General features: G+C 71.0%; 21 protein-coding genes. 11 read left to right on the forward strand and 10 right to left on the reverse strand.

Annotation, left to right across the window (positions count from 1 at the left end; all coding sequences use genetic code 11):
* Positions 1-84: 84 nt before the first annotated feature.
* The 5 genes from KGD87_RS14565 to KGD87_RS14585 form a co-directional block, all read right to left on the reverse strand.
* Positions 85-273 (reverse strand): hypothetical protein, encoded by a 189-nt coding sequence (locus tag KGD87_RS14565; RefSeq protein ID WP_284668027.1) that lies wholly within the window; start codon positions 271-273, stop codon positions 85-87.
* A 96-nt stretch (positions 274-369) separates the two neighbouring features.
* A complete protein-coding gene (locus tag KGD87_RS14570) occupies positions 370-3,366 on the reverse strand; it encodes a CHAT domain-containing protein (RefSeq protein WP_502888024.1) in 2,997 nt (998 codons plus the stop codon).
* On the reverse strand, positions 3,363-3,965 hold the full coding sequence (locus tag KGD87_RS14575; protein ID WP_284668029.1) for an RNA polymerase sigma factor: 603 nt from the start codon (positions 3,963-3,965) through the stop codon (positions 3,363-3,365). Before KGD87_RS14575 ends, KGD87_RS14570 begins: the two co-directional genes overlap by 4 nt.
* A gap of 140 nt (positions 3,966-4,105) precedes the next feature.
* On the reverse strand, positions 4,106-5,713 hold the full coding sequence (locus tag KGD87_RS14580; protein ID WP_284668030.1) for a sensor histidine kinase: 1,608 nt from the start codon (positions 5,711-5,713) through the stop codon (positions 4,106-4,108).
* Between the two features lie 29 nt (positions 5,714-5,742).
* Positions 5,743-6,501: an alpha/beta fold hydrolase gene (locus KGD87_RS14585; RefSeq protein WP_284668031.1), complete on the reverse strand. Its 759-nt coding sequence runs from the start codon at positions 6,499-6,501 to the stop codon at positions 5,743-5,745.
* 87 nt (positions 6,502-6,588) lie between these two features.
* Between KGD87_RS14585 and KGD87_RS14590 the strand changes: the two genes are divergently transcribed.
* From KGD87_RS14590 to KGD87_RS14605, 4 genes are all read left to right on the forward strand, one after another.
* Complete coding sequence (locus KGD87_RS14590) at positions 6,589-7,320, forward strand: helix-turn-helix transcriptional regulator (protein ID WP_284668032.1); 732 nt, start codon at positions 6,589-6,591, stop codon at positions 7,318-7,320.
* Between the two features lie 58 nt (positions 7,321-7,378).
* Positions 7,379-8,245 carry a DMT family transporter gene (locus KGD87_RS14595; protein ID WP_284668033.1) on the forward strand — a complete coding sequence of 289 codons (867 nt, stop codon included), beginning with the start codon at positions 7,379-7,381 and terminating at the stop codon, positions 8,243-8,245.
* 101 nt (positions 8,246-8,346) lie between these two features.
* Entirely contained in the window at positions 8,347-8,895 is a 549-nt protein-coding gene (locus KGD87_RS14600; protein ID WP_284668034.1) for a hypothetical protein, read from the forward strand.
* Positions 8,892-9,476 carry a tRNA-uridine aminocarboxypropyltransferase gene (locus KGD87_RS14605; RefSeq protein WP_284668035.1) on the forward strand — a complete coding sequence of 195 codons (585 nt, stop codon included), beginning with the start codon at positions 8,892-8,894 and terminating at the stop codon, positions 9,474-9,476. Before KGD87_RS14600 ends, KGD87_RS14605 begins: the two co-directional genes overlap by 4 nt.
* Positions 9,477-9,548: 72 nt before the next feature.
* Here KGD87_RS14605 and KGD87_RS14610 read toward each other — a convergent pair whose 3' ends face one another.
* From KGD87_RS14610 to KGD87_RS14620, 3 genes are read right to left on the reverse strand one after another with little or no spacing between them, the layout of a single operon-like run.
* Complete coding sequence (locus tag KGD87_RS14610; RefSeq protein ID WP_284668036.1) at positions 9,549-10,598, reverse strand: hypothetical protein; 1,050 nt, start codon at positions 10,596-10,598, stop codon at positions 9,549-9,551.
* Positions 10,595-10,945, reverse strand: coding sequence for a hypothetical protein (locus tag KGD87_RS14615; RefSeq protein ID WP_284668037.1), 351 nt, complete (start codon positions 10,943-10,945; stop codon positions 10,595-10,597). The genes KGD87_RS14610 and KGD87_RS14615 overlap by 4 nt, the downstream gene beginning before the upstream one ends.
* 6 nt (positions 10,946-10,951) lie before the next feature.
* Positions 10,952-11,494, reverse strand: coding sequence for a VanW family protein (locus KGD87_RS14620; protein ID WP_284668038.1), 543 nt, complete (start codon positions 11,492-11,494; stop codon positions 10,952-10,954).
* A gap of 126 nt (positions 11,495-11,620) precedes the next feature.
* Between KGD87_RS14620 and KGD87_RS14625 the strand changes: the two genes are divergently transcribed.
* Positions 11,621-12,049, forward strand: a complete 429-nt coding sequence (locus tag KGD87_RS14625; protein ID WP_284668039.1) for a thiol-disulfide oxidoreductase DCC family protein — start codon at positions 11,621-11,623, stop codon at positions 12,047-12,049.
* Positions 12,050-12,068: 19 nt separating this feature from the next.
* Here the strand turns inward: KGD87_RS14625 and KGD87_RS14630 are convergent, their stop codons facing one another.
* Together KGD87_RS14630 and KGD87_RS14635 are read right to left on the reverse strand one after the other, a co-directional pair.
* A complete protein-coding gene (locus tag KGD87_RS14630; RefSeq protein WP_284668040.1) occupies positions 12,069-13,511 on the reverse strand; it encodes a protein-disulfide reductase DsbD family protein in 1,443 nt (480 codons plus the stop codon).
* 57 nt (positions 13,512-13,568) lie between these two features.
* Positions 13,569-15,470 carry an SPFH domain-containing protein gene (locus KGD87_RS14635; RefSeq protein ID WP_284668041.1) on the reverse strand — a complete coding sequence of 634 codons (1,902 nt, stop codon included), beginning with the start codon at positions 15,468-15,470 and terminating at the stop codon, positions 13,569-13,571.
* A 348-nt stretch (positions 15,471-15,818) separates the two neighbouring features.
* Between KGD87_RS14635 and KGD87_RS14640 the strand changes: the two genes are divergently transcribed.
* From KGD87_RS14640 to KGD87_RS14665, 6 genes are all read left to right on the forward strand, one after another.
* Positions 15,819-17,180 (forward strand): IscS subfamily cysteine desulfurase, encoded by a 1,362-nt coding sequence (locus KGD87_RS14640; protein WP_284668638.1) that lies wholly within the window; start codon positions 15,819-15,821, stop codon positions 17,178-17,180.
* Between the two features lie 96 nt (positions 17,181-17,276).
* Positions 17,277-17,678 (forward strand): Fe-S cluster assembly scaffold IscU, encoded by a 402-nt coding sequence (iscU, locus tag KGD87_RS14645; RefSeq protein ID WP_002634235.1) that lies wholly within the window; start codon positions 17,277-17,279, stop codon positions 17,676-17,678.
* 27 nt (positions 17,679-17,705) lie between these two features.
* Positions 17,706-18,104: a HesB/IscA family protein gene (locus tag KGD87_RS14650; RefSeq protein ID WP_163784930.1), complete on the forward strand. Its 399-nt coding sequence runs from the start codon at positions 17,706-17,708 to the stop codon at positions 18,102-18,104.
* A 109-nt stretch (positions 18,105-18,213) separates the two neighbouring features.
* On the forward strand, positions 18,214-18,771 hold the full coding sequence (gene hscB, locus KGD87_RS14655; protein ID WP_284668042.1) for a Fe-S protein assembly co-chaperone HscB: 558 nt from the start codon (positions 18,214-18,216) through the stop codon (positions 18,769-18,771).
* Entirely contained in the window at positions 18,768-20,615 is a 1,848-nt protein-coding gene (hscA, locus tag KGD87_RS14660) for a Fe-S protein assembly chaperone HscA (RefSeq protein ID WP_284668043.1), read from the forward strand. The genes hscB and hscA overlap by 4 nt, the downstream gene beginning before the upstream one ends.
* Position 20,616: 1 nt before the next feature.
* Entirely contained in the window at positions 20,617-20,994 is a 378-nt protein-coding gene (locus KGD87_RS14665; RefSeq protein ID WP_284668045.1) for a 2Fe-2S iron-sulfur cluster-binding protein, read from the forward strand.
* Positions 20,995-21,002: the final 8 nt, after the last annotated feature.

Raw genomic sequence — 21,002 nt, forward strand, 5'->3', positions numbered from 1 at the left:
AAAAAATCCGGGGCGCCCCGACTGGAGGCGCCCCGTGAAACCTGTATCGCCAGCGCGATTCAGGACAATCCGGAAAAATATCAATTATTTACGACGTGCGCTGTCCGAGCCGTCCGGGTGAGACGCCGTATTCACGGACGGAACGACGGACATCCTCGCCGAGAATGGCGGGTGCGCCGTCAGGCCCGGGGTGGGCTCCGGCGGAGGGTCATGCGGGTTGATGCTCACCACCGCCCCATCGCGCTTCGACTTCTTCGAGAGCTTCTTCGCCATCGCATCCCCCTCTGCGCGGCACCGGCGGGGTCCGGCGGCATGCCGTCTCCCCCGCCTCCGCACCGGTACTACGCACCGAGTCGGATTCCTTGGCCGTCATTCGAAGAGGAGGATGCCGTGGACCCAGTCCGCGGAGGGGTGGGCCGCCAGCCACGTGCGCCGCTCGTCGCGGAGCGCGAGGGCCGCTGGCGCGCCGCTCCGGATGCGCTCGCGAACCGCTTCGAAGAAGCGCCCCGCCGAGTCGGGGATTTCCGCCGTTGAGGCCAGCACCGTGGCCGCGCCGGCTTCAATGAAGGCCACCGGCAGGCTGAAGGACTCATGAAGGAAGGGCGTGGCCCGGGCCGCGCTACACGTGGCCAGGAGCACGAGCGGCGCGCGCTCGAGCTTCAGCGCGCGGACCTGGGGGGCGGACAGCGCGTATCGGCCGTCTGTTTCAGGCGCCAGCACCACCAGCGAGGCGTCCGACATCTCGGGGCTGAAGGCGCCGTGCGCGTGGATTTCCACCTCGCTGGCCCGCGCCATGGCCGCCAGCACTCGCGTCGGCGTGGCCTGCATGCCCGACAGCTCGATTCGCCGCGGGTCCGGCGCGGGCGGCGACTCCAGCGGCAGCAACCGCGGGAGGCCCAGCGACGCGGGCGCCTCCACCCCGTTGACGACCAGGTGCGGCCCGCTACCATGCGCCGGCACGGGAGCCGCGCCTCCGGGCCGCCCCACGCGGTAGCTCCAGGCGAGGTCCGCGGGCAGCAGTCCCCGCAGGCCATGCACGGGCGGCAGCGCGAGCACGTCCACCCGCTCGCAGCCCTCCAAGGCGGCCTGGAGCGAGGGAGGCACCAGCCCGGACGCGTCCCGCCCCAGCGGCTCCGCGCGGCTGGCGTCGAAGTGCCCCCGCAGCTCACCCGTGGCGCCGCGCAGCGCCACCACCGAGCGCTCGTAGTCCACGGCGACGCCCAGCACGCACCGCCCGGGGACCTCCACCTGGAGCGCGGCGCCCATGAGCGACAGGGCCTCACCTGGAGCGTCCGCGCGGCCCGCATCGTGCGCCAGGACGTTGTAGGCCCCCATGCGCGTCTTGCGCGCGTCCACGTCGTTGGGAAGGGACTCCGCTTGTTGGATGGCGCCGCGCAGCAGCTCCAGCCCGGTGGCGCGGTCTCGCTCCAGGGCGAACTGCCCCTCGGCGAAGCGCATCTGCGCGAGCTTGCCCGGTGAAGGCTGCCCCCGGTGCAGCTCGGCCAGGGTGCGGCGCAACAGGTCCGCGTCCTGACTGTCCGCGCCGAAGCGCGCCAGGTACGACAGCAACAGCGCGCCGGGCAGCCCCAGCGGCCGGCCGCACTCCTGCGCCAGCTCCAGCTCGCTTCGCGCCTCGTGCGCGTCGAACTCCAGCCACGACAGGTAGGCCAGGTTGCGGTGCACGTAGGTGCGCTGCTCGCAGACCTCCGGCGTTCGCGCCAGGGACTCGCGCAGGTAGGCGCGCGCGCTGGTGACGTCCAACCGGTAGCGAGCGATGTGCGCCAGCTCCTGGAGGAACTGCTGCTCCAGCTCCCATTCCTCCAGCTCCCGGGACGCCAGCCAGCCGCTCCACGCCTGTTCGAAGGCCTCCGCCGGGCGGTTGAGCGCGAGATACAGGTCCGACAGCCGCTTCTTCAGCGTGGCGCAGCGGTAGGACAGCCCCTTGCCCTGACAGGCCCCCACGGCCGCGCGGAGCCGCGCCTCCGCCTTCCACCATTCACCCGCGCGCTCCTCGGCGCCCGCCAGCTCTCGCTCGGCCAGCAGCGACAACCAGGGGTCCTCGGCCTCACGGGCCAGCCGCGTGAAGTCCTCCAGGTGGCGCGCGCCTGCCGTCTGATTGATGAGCCCGCCCAGGTACAGGTCATCCTCGCCCGAGCGCCGCAGCGTCTCCAGGAAGCGCGCCGGCGAGGCCAGCTCACCCCGCACGAGCTTCGCGTAGTCCGCCGCCAGGGGCGCACGGCGGTTGAAGTCCCGCTCCGCCACACGCCGCACGTAGCCGCGAAGCACCTCGCCGCCCTGGACGCCGTCCAACACGTCCGCCAGCGGCATCAGTCGCAGGACCCACTCCCGCGACTGCGCGGCCCGCACCGCGTCGTAGAACGCCAGCCGGACGATGCCAGGAAAGCGCTTCGCCTCCTCCAGCGGCAGCCGCGCCTGCGCGTCCACCATCAGGTCCCGCACCGCCGCGCGAGCCCCCTTCCAGGCCCGGCCCCGCGCCTGCGTCTGCTGCCGGAGCGCTCGCGCGCGGATCCGCGCCTCTTCGCTCCAGCCCGGCTCACCCCGCTTCACCACCGCGTCGAACGCCTCCGCGGCCAGCAGCGTCAGCCCCATCTCCCGCAGCACCAGCGCCCGGTTCCACTGCGCCTGGGCGTGCTCGGGCGACTGTCGCAACACCCCGTCCAGCAGCGCCAGCGCCTCCTCCGGACGCCCCTGTTCCAACGCGACGATGGCCAGGTCGCTGTCCCGGTCTGGCGACGGCGCCATCCGGTGGAGGAAGTCGGAGGCCTGCCGCAGGTCCTTGCGGACCAGGTACGCGGCGGCGATGCCGTGCAGGTCCCCCTGGTCTTCCAAGTCCGCCAGCGCCCGGAGCGGCAACGCCACGCCAGCCCCGCTCGGAGGGCCACCACCACCCGCGCGCAGGGGAACGTAGGGCCGGTGTCCGTCCGCGCGGGCATAGGCCACCCTCGCCTCGATGAGCCGCGACGGTGTCCGCTCGAGCCAGACCTCCTGCTGGGAACCCCGAACGTCGGCGCTCTTGACGCCGAGGACCAGGACGATGGCCGCCGCCACCGCGCCCACCGCGAACGGGGCCCATCGCCGGTGAGGGCGCCCCGGCACGACAGCCGTGTCACGTGCCTTGGGGGCCTCGGACGCCGTCCAGAGCTCGGACGCATCCTCCTGCTCCTGCGCCCATGCCCGCGGGTCTCCCATCACATGGAAGCCCAGCAGCTCCAGTTGCATGGCCTCGTGCAGACCCGACGCGCAGGGGTCACACCGGGCGAGGTGATGCCGGAAGTTCTCCTCGTCCACGGGCGGCAGCTCGCCATCGAGGAAGAGGGACAACCTGTTACAGAGCGTCCCCATCACGCGCTGCCCCCTCCGTCGCTCCCGGTGAGCGGCAGCAGCAGCGCCTTCAATTCCTTGCGTGCCTGATAGAGCCAGCTCCCCACGGTGCCTTCGGGGACACCCATGCGCAGGGCAATGGCGCGGTAGCGCATCCCCGAGGCATGCAGCGTATACGCCTCACGCACCCGGGGATTTGGCAGCTGGGCAATGGCCGCCTGGAAGTCCTTCTCCGAGATGTGCTCCCAGGCCTCCATGGCCTCCGGCGCGGGGGCCGCCACGCCCTCGCGCACCAGCCGCAGCTCTGGACGGTCCTGCTCCAGCAGCTCCGAGCGCCGCTTGCGGCACTGGTCGAGGAAATGATTGGTCATCGCCCGACACAGCCACGCCCTGTAGACGGGCTCCGGCTGCGCGGCGAGTGCCCCGTGATGCAGCAGTCCGCGCGTGAGCGCCTCCTGCACCAGGTCTTCCGGATCAATGCCTCCCTGACCGCACAACCGTCTCGCCAGGGCCAACAGCATGGGCCTGACACGATGAGCGAACTCCTCGAACCCGTCGGGATGCACATCCGTACTGTAGGCCACAGGAATCCGAATGACTGTGGCAATGCATTGGCCGCTCATCGACTCGGCCTCCTTCCACGCCTCTCGAAACGGAGTCCGGGGCAATCCTTGGAAGGCCGTCGTGAAGCAAACTTAATCGCAGCAAGTTGCGCTCGCTCACGGACAGCCCTGCCGCCCCGCGGGTCAGGGATGCGCGGGCGTCAGGCCAGCGCGGCGGAAATCGACGCGGGCTGCGCCACGGGCAATTCCAACGTCAGCGCCGCGCCCCCCAGGGCCTCCGAGCGTCCCGCACTCAAACGTCCGCCATGCCGTTCGGCGATGCCTCGCGCGATGGCCAGCCCCAACCCCGTCCCTGGCCGAGGGCCCTCGCGCTTGCGACCTGTCACGAAGGGCTGCAAGAGTCGGGGCAGCAACTGCGGCGGGATGCCGGGCCCGCTGTCCTCCACCCGGACGAGCAACCGGCCGTTCGCCTGCTCGATGGACGTCCGCAGGCGCGGTGCGGGAACGTCTCCCAGGGCGAGCAAGGCGTTCTCCAACAGGATGACCATCACCTGTGAGAGCTGGGACTGGTCGGCCTCCACCGTGAGCGAGGCGTCCCCCTCGGAGTCGAAGGAGACGTCGGGCGCGAGCGAGCCCAGTCCCTGCCGCGCGGTGGAGTACGCCAGCGCGACAGTGGCGGAGACATCCACGCGGCGCAGGTCCAGCGGGCGCGGGCGGCCGTAGCGCAGCAGCTCGTCCACGAAGTGGCTGGCGCGTTCAATCTGCTCCCGCATGGCCGCCACCGTGTCCGGGTCCCCGCCCCTTCGCTCCAGCAGCTTGAGGTGCGCGGCGAGCACGCCCAGCGGATTGCGGACCTCATGGGCCACCGCGGACGTGAACTGGCCCAACTCCGCCAGCCGCGCGGATTGGTCCGCGCGTGCCTCCTCGCGAGCGAGCGCCGCGGCCAGGTCGTCACTGGTGGCCCGGCCCTTGAGGAGCCGACGCCCCAGCCAGGACTGCAGCGCCTGCCTCACGGGCTCGAACGCGAGCGCGGCCAGGGCCAGGAGGAAGAAGGCGCCCACGCGGTACTCGGTGAGGAACGGCTGGCCGCTGCCCGACAGCAGCGTCAGCACGCCAAAGAGGAAGCCCGCGGACAGCACCGCCGCCACCGCGGAGTAGACGAGGCTGCGTTCGAGCAGCCGCCGGTCCGCGGCCGGCTGATGGGCATTGATGACGTGCACCAGCACCAGCAGCGCCGCCAGCACCAGGTACATGCCGAATGGCAACGCGTACCCGCCCGACAACAACAGGGCGTTGCCGATACTGCCCAGGTACGCGAGCAGCCCGGCGATGCCCAGGCCGAGGAGGATGGGTCGTCGCTCGGGCGCTTCGCCGAGGTACGCGCGCGACAGCTGCATCAGCGGCACGCTCGCCGCCGCCACGGCGAGCACCATGGCGGGCCAGAACAGGGGGCCTCGTCCCATCGCCAGCGGCCCGTGCAGGACGCCGGGGAGGAACGCGCCAATGCCCGTCACCACCACCGCCACGCAGTACGCGAGCACCACCAACCGGTAGGAGCGCTGCCGGGTCACGTCGTAGGCGGAGTGCAGGTACGCCGCCGCGATGAAGGCCCCACTCGCCACGAAGCGCTCCCCCACCCACGCCATGGACGGGATGCAGAGGAGCAGCAGCGCGCCCGTCCACCCCGCGGTCGCCAGACAGTAGAGCGCCAGGCCGCGTGCGTTGTGCCCCCGGAGCGCGGCCGTGAAGAACAGCAGCAGCGACACGGAGAGGACAGGCACGAGGCTGTAGGCGAACAAGGGCCCCATGCCCGTACTGTGACAGATTCCGCGCGCGCTCAGCGCACCGTGGCCAGGAAGCCATCCAACAGCCGGTTCACCGCATCCGGCGCGTCGAGCTGAACCCAGTGTCCCGTGCCCTCCACCTTCGCGTGCGGCAGCTCCGGCACCAGGTGGTGATACGAGCCCGGCTCCTCGTTGAAGGCCGTCACCACCGACAGACGCGGCCCCGAGTAGCGCCGCAGCGGCGTCACGGGGTCGAAGTCCAGCAGGGCGCCCAGTCCGCCCCGGACGCCCTCTTGGGACGTGGCGCGCAGCTCGGACAACACCCGCTCGCGCACCTCCGGCCGGGACGGCGCCAACATGGGCGCCCACGCCGCCTCCACCACCGCGCTCCAGGCCTCGGTCGCCAGCACCGCCATCAAGCCCTGGGCCTGCGCTGCTGGCATCGCACGGCCGTCCGAGGCCGGGTCGAGGAGGAACAGCCCCGCGACGCGTTCCGGGTGCGCCCCCGCGTAGGCCACGCAGACGGCCCCGCCCAGGCTGTGCCCCACCAGCACGAAGCGCTGAAGCCCCAGCCCCTCCACCACCGTCCCCACGTCCCGCGCGAAGTCCTCCACGGTGAAGCCGCCGTCCCGTGGCAGCTCGGACTTCCCGTGGCCGCGCAGGTCCAGCGCCACGGCACGCCGGCGCTCGCGCAGGTGCGACAGTTGCGCGGCCCAGTGCGTGGTGTTGCCGGCACTCGAATGGACGAACACCACCGGCAGTCCACCCACGCCCCCATCGTCGACATTCAGCATTCCCTTGGAACCCATCATGAAGTTCTCCTCTGGCATCGAAGCGCGCTGTCATGCGCGACCTGAGGCTTGTGGAGTACGGCCCATCCCTGACAGAAACTGTCAGCAATGGCACGAGTCGACCGGGTGATGCGGCTGCTGGACTTCCTGAGGGGCCGGGAGGAGACGACGGTGGCGGAGCTTGCAGGGGCGCTCGACGTGAGCGCGCGCACCGTCCACCGGGACCTGGCGACGCTGCGGGAACAGGGCATTCCCCTGAGCAGTGACACAGGCCCTGGGGGCGGCGTCCGGCTGGAGCGGGACCGGGGCGTGGCGGCCGTCCACCTGTCGCAGGAGGAGGTGGTGGCGCTCTGGCTGGCCGCCAACCTGTCCGCGACGGGAAGCACGTTGCCTTGGGGCAACGCCGCGCGCTCGGGGCTCCAGAAGCTCTTCGCCAGCGTCCCCAAGGAGCGGGCTCGGGGCATGCGTGAGCTCTGCCGCCGCGTGGTGGTGGGGCGGCCGGCGAGCGCCCGCGTGCTGGCGGACGTCGGAACACCGCCCGAGGAACTGCTCGCCGTCTTCGAGCGGGCCTTCCGCGAGCAGGTCTGCCTGTCCTTCGAGTACCGCGACCGGCACGGCAAGGCGACCCGCCGCGTCGTGGAGCCGCACGGGCTGCTGGTCGAAGCGCCCGTCTGGTACGTGCTGGCCCGGGACGTGGAGAAGGCCGCGGCGCGCATGTTCCGCATGGACCGCATCCGCCGGGCCCGCCTCGTCCCCGGCCGCCCCTTCACGCCCGACATGGAGGGCCTGCGCGCCCAGGCCGAGGCCCAGCGCGCGGACGGTGCGCGAGCCCCAGGCTGAGGTAGGCTGCGCGCCCGCCGGAGCCGGAGTGCGCGCCGGAGTCACCAGGAGTCACACGGTGCGGTACTTCGCCATGGTCGCGGCCGGGGCCACCCTCTGGGGGTGCTGGGCGCTCTTCCTCCGTCCCGCGGGGCTCGCCGGGCCGCAGAACGCCTTCCTCGTGCTCCTGGCCATGTCGCTCCCGGCGCCCTTCCTGTTCCGGCGCGACGCCCTGCGCGACCGCCGGGCCACCCTGGCGCTGCTCGTCGTGGCGCTGGCGGACGCGGCGAACACGGCCCTCTTCTTCGCCGCCATGGAGCGCGGGCCGGTGTCCATCGCCGTGCTGACGCACTACCTGGCCCCCTTGCTGCTGGCGCTGCTGGCCCCCTGGGTGCTGGGCGAGGAGCGCTCCACCCGGGCCCTGATTGGAGGCCCCGTGACGCTGGTGGGCCTGGCCCTGCTCATTGGCCGGCCCGACGGCGGCTTCTCCGGGCTGACGGCGCTGCTGGGCGCGGGCAGCGCCTGCTTCTACGCCATCATCGTCCTGGCCGCGAAGCAGGCGGCGCGGGCGTATTCACCCATGGCCGTGACCGCCCTGCACGCGCCCATCTCCGCGGGCGTGCTGCTGCTCTGTTTCGGAGGCCAGGCACTGCCACCCACGGTGGATGGAGGCACGCTCCTCGTGCTCGTGGGTGGCGTCGTGTGTGGCCTCATTGGAAACATCCTCTTCCACACCGGTCTGCGACGTATTCCGACCGCGGCCACGGCGTCGCTCACATACCTGGAGCCGCTCACCGCGACGCTGGTGGGCTGGGCCTGCTTCTCGGAGACGCTGACGCCCGTCGCGCTGGGCGGAGGGATGCTGGTGCTGGTGGCGGGCGCATGGGTGGCGGCGGAGCGACGCGCCACCGTCCAGGCCGTGCCGCTGCGCGCCGCGGCACGCTGAACGCGGGTTCCAAATCACCGCTTGCATGCGTGGGGAGTCCTTTGGTCCTCTGGGGCCCCCGCACACACTCTTCCCTCCGTTCCTGGCGACGCCGTATGCCTATGGAAACCGCAGCCGACAGCCGTGAGTACCGCGTCGTCTTCTTCTGTCCCGCGTCGAGCGCCCGGCTCGAGCGGCTGGAAGTGCCCGTGCGACGGCTGCTCTCGCGTATCCACGCGCCGCCCGCGGAGCTGGCGCCACTCCAGGAGGCGGGCGCGCTCACGGAGGCCGGCTGGCAGGTGTTCCTCGTCCGCTCGCTGACGGAGCGCTCCGCGGCGCAGGCCATGGCCGCCTACGTGAGCGAGGCCACGTGCGCGCTGGCCGCGGAGCTGGACGCGGAGGTGCTGGGGCTCTACGTGGACGTGTCGGGTGACTCGGCGCGCATCTGCCGCTGCGGCCCCGAGGACGGGCCGGAGACGTTCGCGGGCCGCCGTCAGGCCGCGCTCAACCGCACCGCCGAATGGCTGGAAGTGACGCCCGTCAGCCTCTCCGCCCTCTTCCACCTCGACCTGCCCGACGCCGAGTACGAGCCGGACGCGGATGACCGCTTCGTCGACGAGAAGCTGCGCGAGGCCCGGACCCTCATGGAGCGCTACCGCCAGGGCAAATGAGGTCTCGAACGCCCGAGGACCTCGCGGGCCGCTGCCCGCGCTGCTTCCTCCCCGTTGCCCTGTGCCTGTGCGCCGAGGTGCCGTGCGTCTCCACGCGCACCGAGCTGCTCATCGTCCGGCACCACAAGGAGACGCTCAAGTCGACCAACACGGCGCGCATGGCGGCGCTCGCCATTCCCCGGTGCAGCATCGTCTCCTATGGCTCGCCGGGGGTGCCCTTCGACGCCTCCGTGCTGGAGGGCGGCGACACATGGCTGCTGTTCCCGGACGCGCACCAGGAGCCCGAGCCCGGCGCGGCCCTTCCCAGCAGGCTCATCATCCTGGATGGGAGCTGGGGGCAGGCACGCCGCATGGTGCAGCGAGTCCCCGCCCTGCGGCGGCTCCCTGGCTTGAAGCTGCCACCGCCCGCTCCGGACTCGCGGCGCCTGCGGCGACCGCCCCACCCGGATGGCATGTCCACGCTGGAGGCCATCGCCGGCGCGGTCGCGTACCTGGAGGGCGAACACGTCGCCCAGCCGCTCTATGCGCTGCACGAGCAGATGATTGACCGCGTCCTCGCGAGCCGGGGACGGAACACCTAGCGCGCCCGGCTCGCATCGCGATGAGCACGAGCCGTCCGCTCAGGACGGCGTTGGTGCCGAGAAGCGTGGGCTTCAGCGCGCGGTCAGCGCGTCCAGTTCCGAGATGAGGGCGGGCACATCGCCGCGAGGAATCGTTTGGCAGGGCCAGAAGCCCGCGGCGCGGTCCGTGGCGATGACAGGGAGGCCTTGCTCCCGCGCCCGCGCCAGCTCGCTCAGGTGGCTCTCACACCACGCTGGCGCGAGCACCACGTCCACCTGCTCAAGCGTGCGCTGCACCTGCGCCGTCACCTTCCGCACTCGCGGGTGGTTCAGGTGTCGTGGGTCCGTACCCTCGGCGGGGCGCACCCAGAGGCTCCACTGAGGCCGCTCGTCGAGCACCGCCAGGGCTTCTCGCAATCCGCCGCGTGCGAGGGCGGGCCCGGCGAGGAGGGCCACATGCGGGCCGGGGTGCTGGGGCAGTCGGGGCGCCTGGGGCGGTTCGCGGTCCGGTGGAAAGTGCAGCCTGCGGAGCTTCTCCGGGGCATGTCCGGCCAGCCGCAGCCGCTCGATGGCGAGTTCGCCTCGCACCCAGATTTCATCCGCGAGGACTCGCTCCGCCTCCTGCCGCGCGACGTCCTCCGCCGAGGCGCGGTGGTTACGCAGGAAGGCCTCCTCCGGGTGCCTCGCGGCCGCGGCGTCCAGATCGGCGTGCAGCTCCCGCAAGGAGGGCAGGTCCTCCACCAGCACGCAGCGCGCGCCGCGGCGGCGGGCCACCGCGAAGACCTCCCGGGCACAGAGCGCGGGCGCGAGCACCGTCTCCACCGACGCCGGCAGCAGCGCCGAGGCCGCCTGCGCCCACCGCTTGCGCAGGGTGAAGCGGGCCTGGAAGGTCGCCGCCGTCGAGCGCACCGCGACGCGCATCCCCGCCTCCACCGCCGCCCAGCCCGGCAGGCCCCAGACGCGGAAGCCCTCGGGCACCGGCAGCGTCCGGCGGGTCCAGGCGTGGCGCAGGCGGGAGGGAATGGGGCCCCAAGCGGGCAGCCTCGGCAGCGCCCAGGGCGCCAGCACCTCTGCCTCGCGCGTGAGCAGCGATGCGAGGTGCGAGAGCCAGGGGGCGGGCTCCGGTGCGAGCACCAGATTCATCGCGCCCGGGCCTCCGTCAGCGGAACTTCGACGCGGGCGTGGCATGCGGTCTCCCCGCACGTCAGGCACGTCCGCTTCCGCGCCTCGGGGTTCAGCAGGCGTCGCCGGTTCTCGGCGATGGTGCGCTCCTCGAGCACGGCGCCAGAGCCGGTGTCTTCGACTCGGCGCACGACGCGGTTGATGCGCAGGGTTCCCTCGGGGAGTTCGAGAAGGGACTCGTCCTCGGACCACAGCCGTGAGCGCGTCCGGGGGGCGTCCGCCCCGTGGATGGAGAGCCGCAGCTTCCCATCCGAGACGCGCGCTCCGAGCCGCACCGGGCCCTCACGCGGCGCCACCACCAGGTCCACATAGGGCTAGGCCACCGTGGCATCCATTCCCCACAGCGCGCCCGGCGGAGGAGGCACCGCCTCCATCGTGTGCCCCCAGCGCTCCAGGATGTGCCAGCCCTGGCGTGCGGCGAACTCGAAGAGCGCATTGGCCAGGAGACAGATGCCGCCTCCGATGGACGGGGTGAGACAGCCACCGCTCAGCGCCAGCCCATGCCGGTAGCCCTTGCGCGCTGACAGCCGGCCCAGCGTGCGCCAGAAAGAGAGGGGCCTGTCCGGAGCGAGGAGGAGGCCATCGAAGGCCGGCGCCGCCAGACGCACGTTGTGCTGCTTGCCCGCTTCGAGCACGGGGTCCGCGTCCGCGTCGGCGCGCAGCAGATTCACCGTGTGCGAGCCGAGGAGCACGCCCTTCTCATGCATGGGCGCCAGGAGCGGGCGCGGCCAGCGCTCGGGGGTCGCGGACCACCGCGCCAGACGGTTCGCCTGGAGCATCAACTGCTTGCTCCGCCGCCACAGCAGGGCGGGGGCGGATAACTCCAGGAGCCGGGGAGCGATGGCAGGCGTGGGCATGTCCGAACATTCTGCAAGGGCGGCGCCAGGGAAGGAAGCAAGGGGCGCGGCCGCGGGGACACGTGTCAGGAACTCCCCGCCGCTTCGGCGTCACCCGACGGCGCGGGCTGTTAGACTTGCCGCATCATGACCCGCGCCCAGCCCTCGGACACCGTGGTCCTCTTCGACGGCGTGTGCAACCTGTGCAACGGCACGGTCCTCTTCATCATCGACCGGGACCCGGACGCGCGCATCCGCTTCACGGCCCTGCAATCCCAGCGGGCCGCCGCGCTGCTGGCGCCTCATGGCGTCGTGCCCAAGGAGGAACCGGACAGCTTCGTCCTCCTGCAGGACGGGAAGCTGTACGAGCGGTCCACGGCCGCGCTCCGCGTCGCGCGGATGCTGAAGGGGCCGTGGCGGTTGCTCTACGCCTTCATCGTGGTGCCCCGGCCGCTGCGCGACCTCATCTACCGAATCATCGCGCGCAACCGCTACCGCTGGTTCGGTCGTGAAGCACAGTGCCGTATCCCCACGCCCGAGCTGCGAGCCCGCTTCCTCCCGGAGGCCGCGCCGTAGCCAGGCGTCGCCCACCGAATCAGCAGGCGTTGGCGTCCGTGCAGCGCGCCTTCTTCATCTCCGTGGCGAAGGGGCTGGGCGCAAGGAAGCCCGTCACACGGGGCTGGGTGAGCACCTTGCCCTCCGGCGAAATGAACGCCACGGTGGGCAGGCCCTCCACGCCGAAGCGGTCCAGCAGCGCGTCCAACGAGTCCTCGCTGTTCGTCGCGTCAATCTTGATGTTGAGGAAGCGCCCCGCGTCGGCCTGGGAGATGACCTCCTGTGCGGGGTAGGTGTCGCGATCCAGCTCCTTGCAGGCCGCACACCAGTCCGCGAAGAAGTCGATGAGCACCGGCCGGCCCTCCGCCTTCGCCTGCGCCAGCACCTGCTCGAAGGCCTCGGGGGAGAAGGTGGCCTGCTTCGCTGGCATGACGTGGTGCCACTGCCAGGACGGAGCACGCGGCGGCTCGGCGAGGCCCAGCCCCACCCACAACGTGCCCACCGGCCCCGCGTCCAGCGCACCGCCGCGCAGCACCAGCGCCGCGACGACGAGCGCCACGCCCAGCGCCTTGAACGAGAACTCCCGCGCGCCTTCCTTGAACGAGCGGTGCACCGCGCCCAGGACCACGCCCACCGCCACCAGCAGCGCGGCGATGACGGCCCCCGGAACCCGGCCCACCAGGAGGCCCAGCCCCTTCACCACGTCCCGCGCCCAGGGGAAGGCGTCCTTGAGGTAGCTGAAGGCCAGGGCCACCAGCATGATGCCCAATACGCTCTTCACCCACTCCATCCAAACGCCGCCGCGCGGCAGCCGCACGGTGAAGACGCCGATGAGGAAGAACGGCACGCCGATGCCCAGCGCGTAGACGAACAGCAGCGACGCGCCCAGCGTGGTGTTCGCCGACTTCGCCACGAAGGCCAGCAGGCCCGTCAGCACCGGGCCGGTGCACGGTGCCGCCAGGAAGCCGGACACGCTGCCCATCAGGAACGCGCCCGCCACACCCGCGCCGCCCACGGCGTTGAGCCTCGTCTGGAACGATGACGGCAGCGCCAGCTCGAACGCGCCGAACATGGACGTGGCCAGCAGCAGCAGGAACACCGCCAGGCCCGTCACCACCGCCGGGTGCCCCAGCATCGACCCGAACGCCTGGCCCGTCTTCGCCGCCAGCACACCCAGCGCGCTGAACACCACGCCCATGCCCACGATGTAGGAGGACGTCAGGAGCAGCGCGCGGCCCCGGCCCTCCGTCTTGCGCGCGCCGAAGACGGACACGGTGATGGGGATGAGCGGATAGACACACGGCGTGAGCGAGGTGAGCAACCCACCCGCGAACACCACCGCCGCGCCCACCGCGAGGCTGCCGGATTCGAGGAACCGGGCCGCATCCAGGTTGGCGTTGGGGCCCGTGGGCAGCAGCCATGGCACCACGGCCACCGCCACCCCGGCCAGCACCGCCATCACTCCGAGCTTCTTCGCATCCATGCGCGCGTGACTCCGTGGTCCCAGGCCCCCTTGTATACGCAGGCCCGGGGCCCCGGGCTACTGCGCAGGCGGAGCAAGCGGGGAAGCAGGCGTCTTCAGTCCAGCGGAGCGTGCCAGTCCCATGACGCCCTCCACCGCCGCGGCGATGTAACCAAACGGGTTGGCCCCATCCACCGCGGTGACGTGCACCTCGCCCATCTTCTGCTGGAAGGCCGCGGCCACCTGGGGGAGCTGCTGCGCCAGGGTCATTTGGATGACCTCCGCGCTGACGCTGTTCTCGATGTCACGCAGCGCGCGCGCCTTGCCCAGCTCCAGCTCCTGCTGCGCCTGGTCCTTGCGCACGCTCAGCTCGGCGATGGCCACCTCCGTCTCGACGATGGCCCTCCGGGCCTGCACCACCTGGAGCTCCGCGTGGAGCCGCTCGGCCTCCTGCTGGTGCGCGGCCATCTGCACGTCGTTCCACGCGGTCGCATGCTCGTGCTCGCGGCGCAGGCGCTCCAGCTCCAGCTGGGCCTTGGCGCCGGCCTCCTCCTGCTCGCGGCGCAGCTTTGCCAGCTCCACCTCCTGCTCGTGCCGCTGGCGTGACAGCTCCAGCTCCTGCTCACGCTGCTGCCGCGCCAGCTCCATCTGCGCCTTGGCGTTCTCCGCCTCCTGCGCGCGCTGGAGCCGCACCAGCTCGATTTTCGCCTGCGCGGCCTCGGACTCCTGCGCCAGCTTCAGCTTCTCCAGCTCCAGCTTCGCGCGCCCGGCCTCCGTGTCCTGCTCTCGCTTGAGCTTCTCCAGGGCCACGCGCTGGCGAGCGACCTCCGCGTCCTGTTCGCGCTGGAGCTTCTCCATCTCCACCTGCGCGCGGCTGACGGCCAGCGCCCGCTCGGACACGATTTTCGCGTCGGCCAGGCGGGACTCCGCGGACAGCGCGTCCAGCTTCGCCTGTTCGTCGGCCACCTGCTTCTTCTGGCGCACCTCCTGCTCGGCGGCCAGCTTCGCCAGCGCCACCTCGCGCTCCACGGTGGCCTGCTCCTGCTTCAGCGTGCGCTCCTGGCCGAGCTTCGCCTCGGCCACGCGCGCCTCCACCGCCAGCGCCTCCAGCCGGGCCTGCTCCTCCGCCGTCTGCTTCTTCTGGCGCACCTCCTCCTCGGCCGCCAGCCGCTGGAGGCTCAGCTGCCGCTCGGCCTCCGTCTCCTCGCGGTGGACGAAGCGCTCCTTGGCCAGCTCCGCCTCGCGCGCCTGCCGCTCCTGCTCATGGCGGAAGCGCGCCTGCATGTTGGCGAAGACGGTGGAGGACAGGACGCGCACGTCCTGGATTTCAATCGTGTCCAGGAGGACGCCCCAGCCCGCGTCCGTCTGGTCCTCCAGGCGGCCTCGGCCCGACAGCACCGGCGCGATTTCGCGCACCAGCTCCGCGGCGATGCCCTCCTTGCGCTTGGAGAGGCACTCCTCCACGGACATGTTCGCCACCAGCCGCCGCGCGGCGCCGACGAACATCTCCCGCAGCAGCTCCGCCAGCTTCTCCTGGGCGCGCTCCGGGAAGGAGAAGTTGAGCATGCGGAAGGCCACCAGCGGGTCCGAAATCCGGTACACCGCCAGCCCCGTCACCTGCACGCCCACCTTCTCGTGCGTCACCTGGTCCGCGGTGAACTGGAGCCGCTGGATGCTGGTGGGCACGATGGCCACCGAGTCCCCCGGCAGCTTGAAGCAGCTGGCGCCCTGGCCGCTGACCTCGCGCACCCGGCCGCGCCGCATGTGGACCAGGAACTCACTGGGCCGCGCGGTGACGAGCCCCCAGCGCTTCATCTTCTCCGGGTCCTCCGCGGGCTTTCCGGCGCGCCACCCGTCCACGTAGCGCGGCTGCTCCAGCTTGCCGCCACCCCCTCCGTCCATGCGGACCAGGTGGGCCTTCCCGCCACCCTCCCCCGTCTCCTGCGCCTCCTTCGTGCGGGCCGTCTGCTTCGCGCTCATGTGCGTGCCTCCCTGTGGTGGCCCCCGCCAGTGCAGGCGGCCGGCCAGGGAGGGGCTCGCTGGGAAATCAAGCGGTTGGCCAGGGGGTGTGCGCCATTCCGGGGCACCTCGCTCCAGCACGGCGCACCCGAACTGATCCACGACGGAGCGGCGTTGACTTAAGGCGTCCTATTGGGAGCACGCACCCACACCCGTAGCGCTCCTGATGTTCGCTTGACCCGAAGGCGCCCCTTTTTATATTTGACCAGTCCGGTCCACATTCAGGTGTGACGGTGTAGGCTCCCCCTGCGGCAAAGGCGCTCCGAGGCGCCGGTCGACGTCCCCTCCAGGAAGGTGTTCGAAGCAATGGTGAAGCTGCCGATCTACATGGACAACCACGCCACCACCCCGCTGGACCCGCGGGTGCTGGAGGCGATGCTGCCCTACCTGCGCGAGGACTTCGGTAACGCGGCCAGCCGCAATCACGTGTTCGGCTGGAAGGCCGAGGCGGCGGTGAACAAGGCCCGGCAGCAGGTGGCCGAGCTCATCGGCGCGGCCGAGCAGGAGATCGTCTTCACCTCGGGCGCCACCGAGTCCGACAACCTGGCCATCAAGGGCGTCATCGAGTTCTACAAGTCCAAGGGTGACCACATCATCACCCTGAAGACGGAGCACAAGGCCATCCTGGACACCTGCAAGCGCCTGGAGCGCGTGCGGCAGGAGCGCCTGGACGAGCTGAAGCTGCTGCGGCTGGCGCAGCTCGCGGGCCAGGACGTCACTGAGGACAACCAGGCAGCGCTGCTGGCGAAGCACGACGTGGACTCCGACGAGACGTACCGCAAGTGGGCCGAGCTGCCCACCGGCGGCGCGCGCGTCACCTACCTGGACGTGGAGCCCGACGGCCGCGTGAGCCTGGAGAAGCTGGCCGCGGCGATGACGCCGAAGACGGTGCTGGTCTCCATCATGTTCGCCAACAACGAGATTGGCGTCGTCCAGCCCGTCGCCCAGATTGGCGCGCTGTGCCGCTCCAAGGGCGTGCTCTTCCACTGCGACGCGGTGCAGGGCATCGGCAAGGTGCCCTTCGACGTGGAGGCCATGAAGGTGGACCTGGCCTCCATCACCTCGCACAAGATGTACGGCCCCAAGGGCATTGGCGCGCTGTACGTGCGCCGCCGGCCGCGCGTGCGCATCGCGCCCATCATCGACGGCGGCGGCCATGAGCGCGGCATGCGCTCCGGCACGCTGAACGTGTCGGCCATCGTCGGCTTCGGCATGGCGGCCGAGCTGGCGCGCAAGGAGCTGCCCGAGGAGTCCGCGCGCATCCTTCGCCTGCGTGAGAAGCTGCGCAAGGGCCTGACGGACGCGCTGGACATGACCATCATCAACGGCTCCATGGAGCACCGGCTGCCGGGCAACCTCAACATCTCCTTCGCCCACGCGGAGGGTGAGTCCCTGATGATGGGCATCAAGGACGTGGCGGTGTCCTCCGGCTCGGCGTGCACGTCCGCCTCCCTGGAGCCGTCCTACGTGCTGCGCGCGCTGGGCGTGGACGAGGAGCTGGCGCACAGCTCCATCCGCTTCGGCCTGGGCCGCTTCACCACGGAGGAGGAAGTCGACTACGTGGTGAACCTCGTCGTGGACAAGGTCCGCAAGCTGCGCGACATGAGCCCGCTCTACGAGATGGCCAAGGAAGGCATCGACCTCAAGAGCATCGAGTGGACGGCGCACTAGCGCCTTCCCTGGTAGACAGGGGGGCGCGAGCCTCCTCGCCCGGAGGGCGTTGCCCACCGGAACCTTTGGTGAGAAGCATCCGTTGAAGGAGCAGGCATGGCTTACAGCGACAAGGTCATCGAGCACTACGAGAACCCCCGGAACGTCGGGACGCTCGACAAGGAAGACCCGAACGTGGGCACCGGCCTGGTGGGCGCGCCCGCCTGCGGCGACGTGATGCGCCTGCAGCTCAAGATCTCCGAGGACGGGCTCATCGAGGACGCCCGCTTCAAGACGTTCGGCTGCGGGTCGGCCATCGCCTCGTCGTCGCTCGTCACCGAGTGGGTGAAGGGCAAGACGGTGGACCAGGCGATGACCATCTCCAACAAGGACGTGGCCCGCGAGCTGTCGCTGCCGCCGGTGAAGATTCACTGCTCCGTGCTGGCGGAGGACGCCATCAAGGCGGCCATCGAGGACTTCAAGAAGAAGCGCGCCGCGCGTCAGGCCAAGGCGTCCTGACGTTTGCTGGAAAGAGAGAGGCGAACCATGAGCGAGCAGGCGACCCAGGAGACGACGCAGCGCCAGGCGCCTGCCACCGCGCCCGTGGCCAAGCCCCCCAAGGGCATCACCATCGCCGACAGCGCGGTGACGCGGCTGAAGGAGCTGCTGGAGCAGCGCCAGACGCCCGAGGCCGGCTTGCGGCTGGCCGTGAAGGGCGGCGGGTGCTCGGGCCTCCAGTACTCCATGGAGTGGTCGGAGAAGTCCCGCGAGCGCGACAAGATTTTCGAGAAGGACGGCGTGCGCGTCTTCGTGGACCCGAAGAGCTACCTGTACCTCATCGGCACCGAGCTGGTGTTCGAGCAGACGCTCATGGCCTCCGGCTTCAAGCTGAACAACCCCAACATCAAGGCGGCCTGCGGCTGCGGAGAGAGCTTCTCCGTCTGACGCGGCAGCACGCGCTCCACCCTCCTGCCGGGTGGAGCCGTCGCCACGCGGGCCCGGCCAGCCGCCGGGCCCTTTTCGTTTGTCCCCTGCCCGCATTGGAGAGCCCCCCGTGAGGACCCACTTCGACGTCTTCGGCCTGAAGCGCGCCTATGACGTGGACGTGCCGGCGCTGGAGAAGCAGTACCGCGAGCTGTCGTTGCAGCTCCATCCGGACCGCGTGGCACAGGCCAGCGCGCGCGAGCGCCTGCAGGCCCTGGAGGGCACCACCGCCCTCAACGAGGCCTTCAAGACGCTGAAGGACCCGGTGCGCCGCGCCTTCTACCTGCTCAAGCTGCACGGCATCGACCTGGACCGCGAGGACGCGGGCGCCCAGAAGGACATGCCCCTGGCCTTCCTGGAGGAGGTCATGGACCTGCGCGAGGCGCTGGACACCGCCATGGCGAAGAAGGACCTGGGCCGCGCCCGGGCCATGGCGGACGACGTGGAGGCCCGGAAGAAGGCGGCCCTCACCCAGGCGGCGGAGTCGCTTCGCACCCTGGAGGCTGGCGGGCCGGGGGACGACGGGCAGGAACTGGTGAGAAAGGCATCGCACGCGCTGGGGCGGGTGCGCTACTTCACGCGCTTCCTCGAGCAGGTGGACGCGTTCGAGGAGGAGATTCAGGCGTGAGCAAGAACGGCTACCTTCAGATTCACGACCCGCTGAAGCCCAAGGGGCAGGCGGTGGGCATCGACCTGGGCACGACGAACTCGCTGGTGGCGGCGGTGGTGCAAGACAAGCCCGTCTGCGTCCCGGTGGACGAGGGCGACGCGCTGCTGCTCCCCTCCGTGGTGCACTACGCGAAGGATGGCGGCGTGGTGGTGGGCGCCCGGGCGCGCAAGCTGGCCTCCGAGCACCCCACCGACACCATCGCCTCCGTGAAGCGCTTCATGGGGCGCAGCCCGGACGACGCGGAGACGCGCAAGCTGGGCCACTACAAGTTCGCGCCCGGCGCCAAGGTGGTGCGCTTCGACGTGGCGGGCGGCACGCCGGTGACGCCCATTGAAGTCTCCGGTGAGGTGCTGCGCGCCCTCAAGCGCCGCGCGGAGGCGCACTTCTCCACCAAGGTGGAGCAGGCCGTCATCACCGTGCCCGCCTACTTCGACGACGCCCAGCGGCAGGCCACCAAGGACGCGGGCCGGCTCGCCGGGCTGGAGGTGCTGCGGCTGCTCAACGAGCCCACCGCCGCCGCGCTGGCCTACGGCCTGGACAAGGGCAGCCAGGGCACGTTCGCCGTCTACGATTTGGGCGGCGGCACCTTCGACATCTCCATCCTCAAGCTGGTGGACGGCGTGTTCGAGGTGAAGTCCACCGGCGGCGACTCCGCGCTGGGTGGCGACGACTTCGACCGGGCGATTGCGCAGCGGGTGTTGGAGACGCTGGGCGCGTCCGAGGCGCCGGCCCCCGCCCTGGTGGCGGAGGTGCTGGCGGCCTCGCGCAAGGCCAAGGAGGCGCTCACCGACGCGGCGTCGGTGGAGTTCGCCGCGGGCGGGCAGACGCACGCGGTGAAGCGCGAGGACTTCGACGCCTGGATTCAGCCCTTCGTGCAGAAGACGGGCACGGTGTGCCGGCGGGCGATGAAGGACGCGGGCGTGACAGCCGCGGAGCTGGACGGCGTCATCCTGGTCGGCGGCGCCACCCGCGTGCCGGCGGTGCGCCGCTACGTGGCGGAGCTGTTCGGCCGTGAGCCGCTGGGCGACATCAACCCGGACCAGGTGGTGGCGCTGGGCGCGGCGGTGCTGGCCAACCTGCTCACCACGGCGGACCGTCAGGACGACGTGCTGCTGCTGGACGTGATTCCGCTGTCCCTGGGCCTGGAGACGATGGGCGGCATCGTGGAGAAGCTGATTCAGCGCAACTCCACCATCCCCACCACCGCGGGCCAGGTGTTCACCACCTTCAAGGACGGGCAGACGGGCCTGGACGTCCACGTGCTCCAGGGCGAGCGCGAGCTGGTGGAGGACAACCGCAGCCTGGCGCGCTTCACCTTGTCCGGCATCCCGCCCCTGGCCGCGGGCATGGCCCGGGTGGAGGTCCGCTTCCAGGTGGACGCGGACGGCATCCTCTCCGTCAGCGCGCAGGAGCAGAGCACCGGCGTCAGCCAGTCGATTACCGTGAAGCCCAGCCACGGCCTCACCGATGAGGAGATTGAGCAGATGCTGCTCGACTCCATCGACTACGCCGAGGATGACATCCAGGCCCGGCAGGTCCGCGAGCAGCGGGTGGACGCCGAGCGCGTCCTCGCCGAAGCGGACCGGCAACTGGGTGAGCACGGCTCGCTGCTCCAGGACGGGGAGCGTGCCGTCATTGATTCCGCCATCGCCCGGGTGCGCGAGCTGATGAAGGGCGAGGACCACCTGAAGCTGAAGGAGGCCGTGCACGCGCTGGACGAGGCGTCCCGCCCCTTCATCGAGCGGGTGATGAACCAGGCCATCACCCAGGTGGTGGCTGGCCACTCCGTGGAGGACTACTGACGTGCCCAAGGTGACTTTCAAGAGCCCCCTGGCCGAGGTCAGCGCCGACGTGCCCACCGGCACCACGCTGCTGGACGCCGCCGAGGCCTGCGGCGCCCAGGTGGGGCACAGCTGCGGCGGGGTCTGCGGCTGCTCCACCTGTCACATCTGGGTCCGCAAGGGGCTCGACTCGCTGAGCGACCAGACAGACGCGGAGGCGGACCGACTGGACATGGGCTTCGACGTCCGCCCCTACTCCCGGCTGAGCTGCCAGACGGAGCTGGGCGCCGAGGACATCCTGGTTGAAATCACCGAGGAGTCCCTCACCGCCTTCATGGACGAGAACCCCGTCCTGCGCCGCTCCCTGGAGGCCGAAGGGAAATGGCCGCTGAAGAAGTGAGGTTGTTA

It is taken from the genome of Myxococcus sp. SDU36 (assembly GCF_030168875.1).
Lineage (GTDB): Bacteria > Myxococcota > Myxococcia > Myxococcales > Myxococcaceae > Myxococcus > Myxococcus vastator.

Bases quoted from the DNA above. Each gene is read 5' to 3' on its own strand.
- KGD87_RS14635 (WP_284668041.1), bottom strand. From the start codon at position 15,470: ATGAGCGCGAAGCAGACGGCCCGCACGAAGGAGGCGCAGGAGACGGGG.
- KGD87_RS14590 (WP_284668032.1), top strand. From the start codon at position 6,589: ATGGCACGAGTCGACCGGGTGATGCGGCTGCTGGACTTCCTGAGGGGC.
- KGD87_RS14650 (WP_163784930.1), top strand. From the start codon at position 17,706: ATGAGCGAGCAGGCGACCCAGGAGACGACGCAGCGCCAGGCGCCTGCC.
- KGD87_RS14605 (WP_284668035.1), top strand. From the start codon at position 8,892: ATGAGGTCTCGAACGCCCGAGGACCTCGCGGGCCGCTGCCCGCGCTGC.
- iscU (WP_002634235.1), top strand. From the start codon at position 17,277: ATGGCTTACAGCGACAAGGTCATCGAGCACTACGAGAACCCCCGGAAC.
- KGD87_RS14600 (WP_284668034.1), top strand. From the start codon at position 8,347: ATGGAAACCGCAGCCGACAGCCGTGAGTACCGCGTCGTCTTCTTCTGT.
- KGD87_RS14630 (WP_284668040.1), bottom strand. From the start codon at position 13,511: ATGGATGCGAAGAAGCTCGGAGTGATGGCGGTGCTGGCCGGGGTGGCG.
- KGD87_RS14580 (WP_284668030.1), bottom strand. From the start codon at position 5,713: ATGGGGCCCTTGTTCGCCTACAGCCTCGTGCCTGTCCTCTCCGTGTCG.
- KGD87_RS14565 (WP_284668027.1), bottom strand. From the start codon at position 273: ATGGCGAAGAAGCTCTCGAAGAAGTCGAAGCGCGATGGGGCGGTGGTG.
- KGD87_RS14575 (WP_284668029.1), bottom strand. From the start codon at position 3,965: ATGAGCGGCCAATGCATTGCCACAGTCATTCGGATTCCTGTGGCCTAC.
- KGD87_RS14625 (WP_284668039.1), top strand. From the start codon at position 11,621: ATGACCCGCGCCCAGCCCTCGGACACCGTGGTCCTCTTCGACGGCGTG.
- KGD87_RS14585 (WP_284668031.1), bottom strand. From the start codon at position 6,501: ATGATGGGTTCCAAGGGAATGCTGAATGTCGACGATGGGGGCGTGGGT.
- KGD87_RS14620 (WP_284668038.1), bottom strand. From the start codon at position 11,494: ATGCCCACGCCTGCCATCGCTCCCCGGCTCCTGGAGTTATCCGCCCCC.
- KGD87_RS14610 (WP_284668036.1), bottom strand. From the start codon at position 10,598: ATGAATCTGGTGCTCGCACCGGAGCCCGCCCCCTGGCTCTCGCACCTC.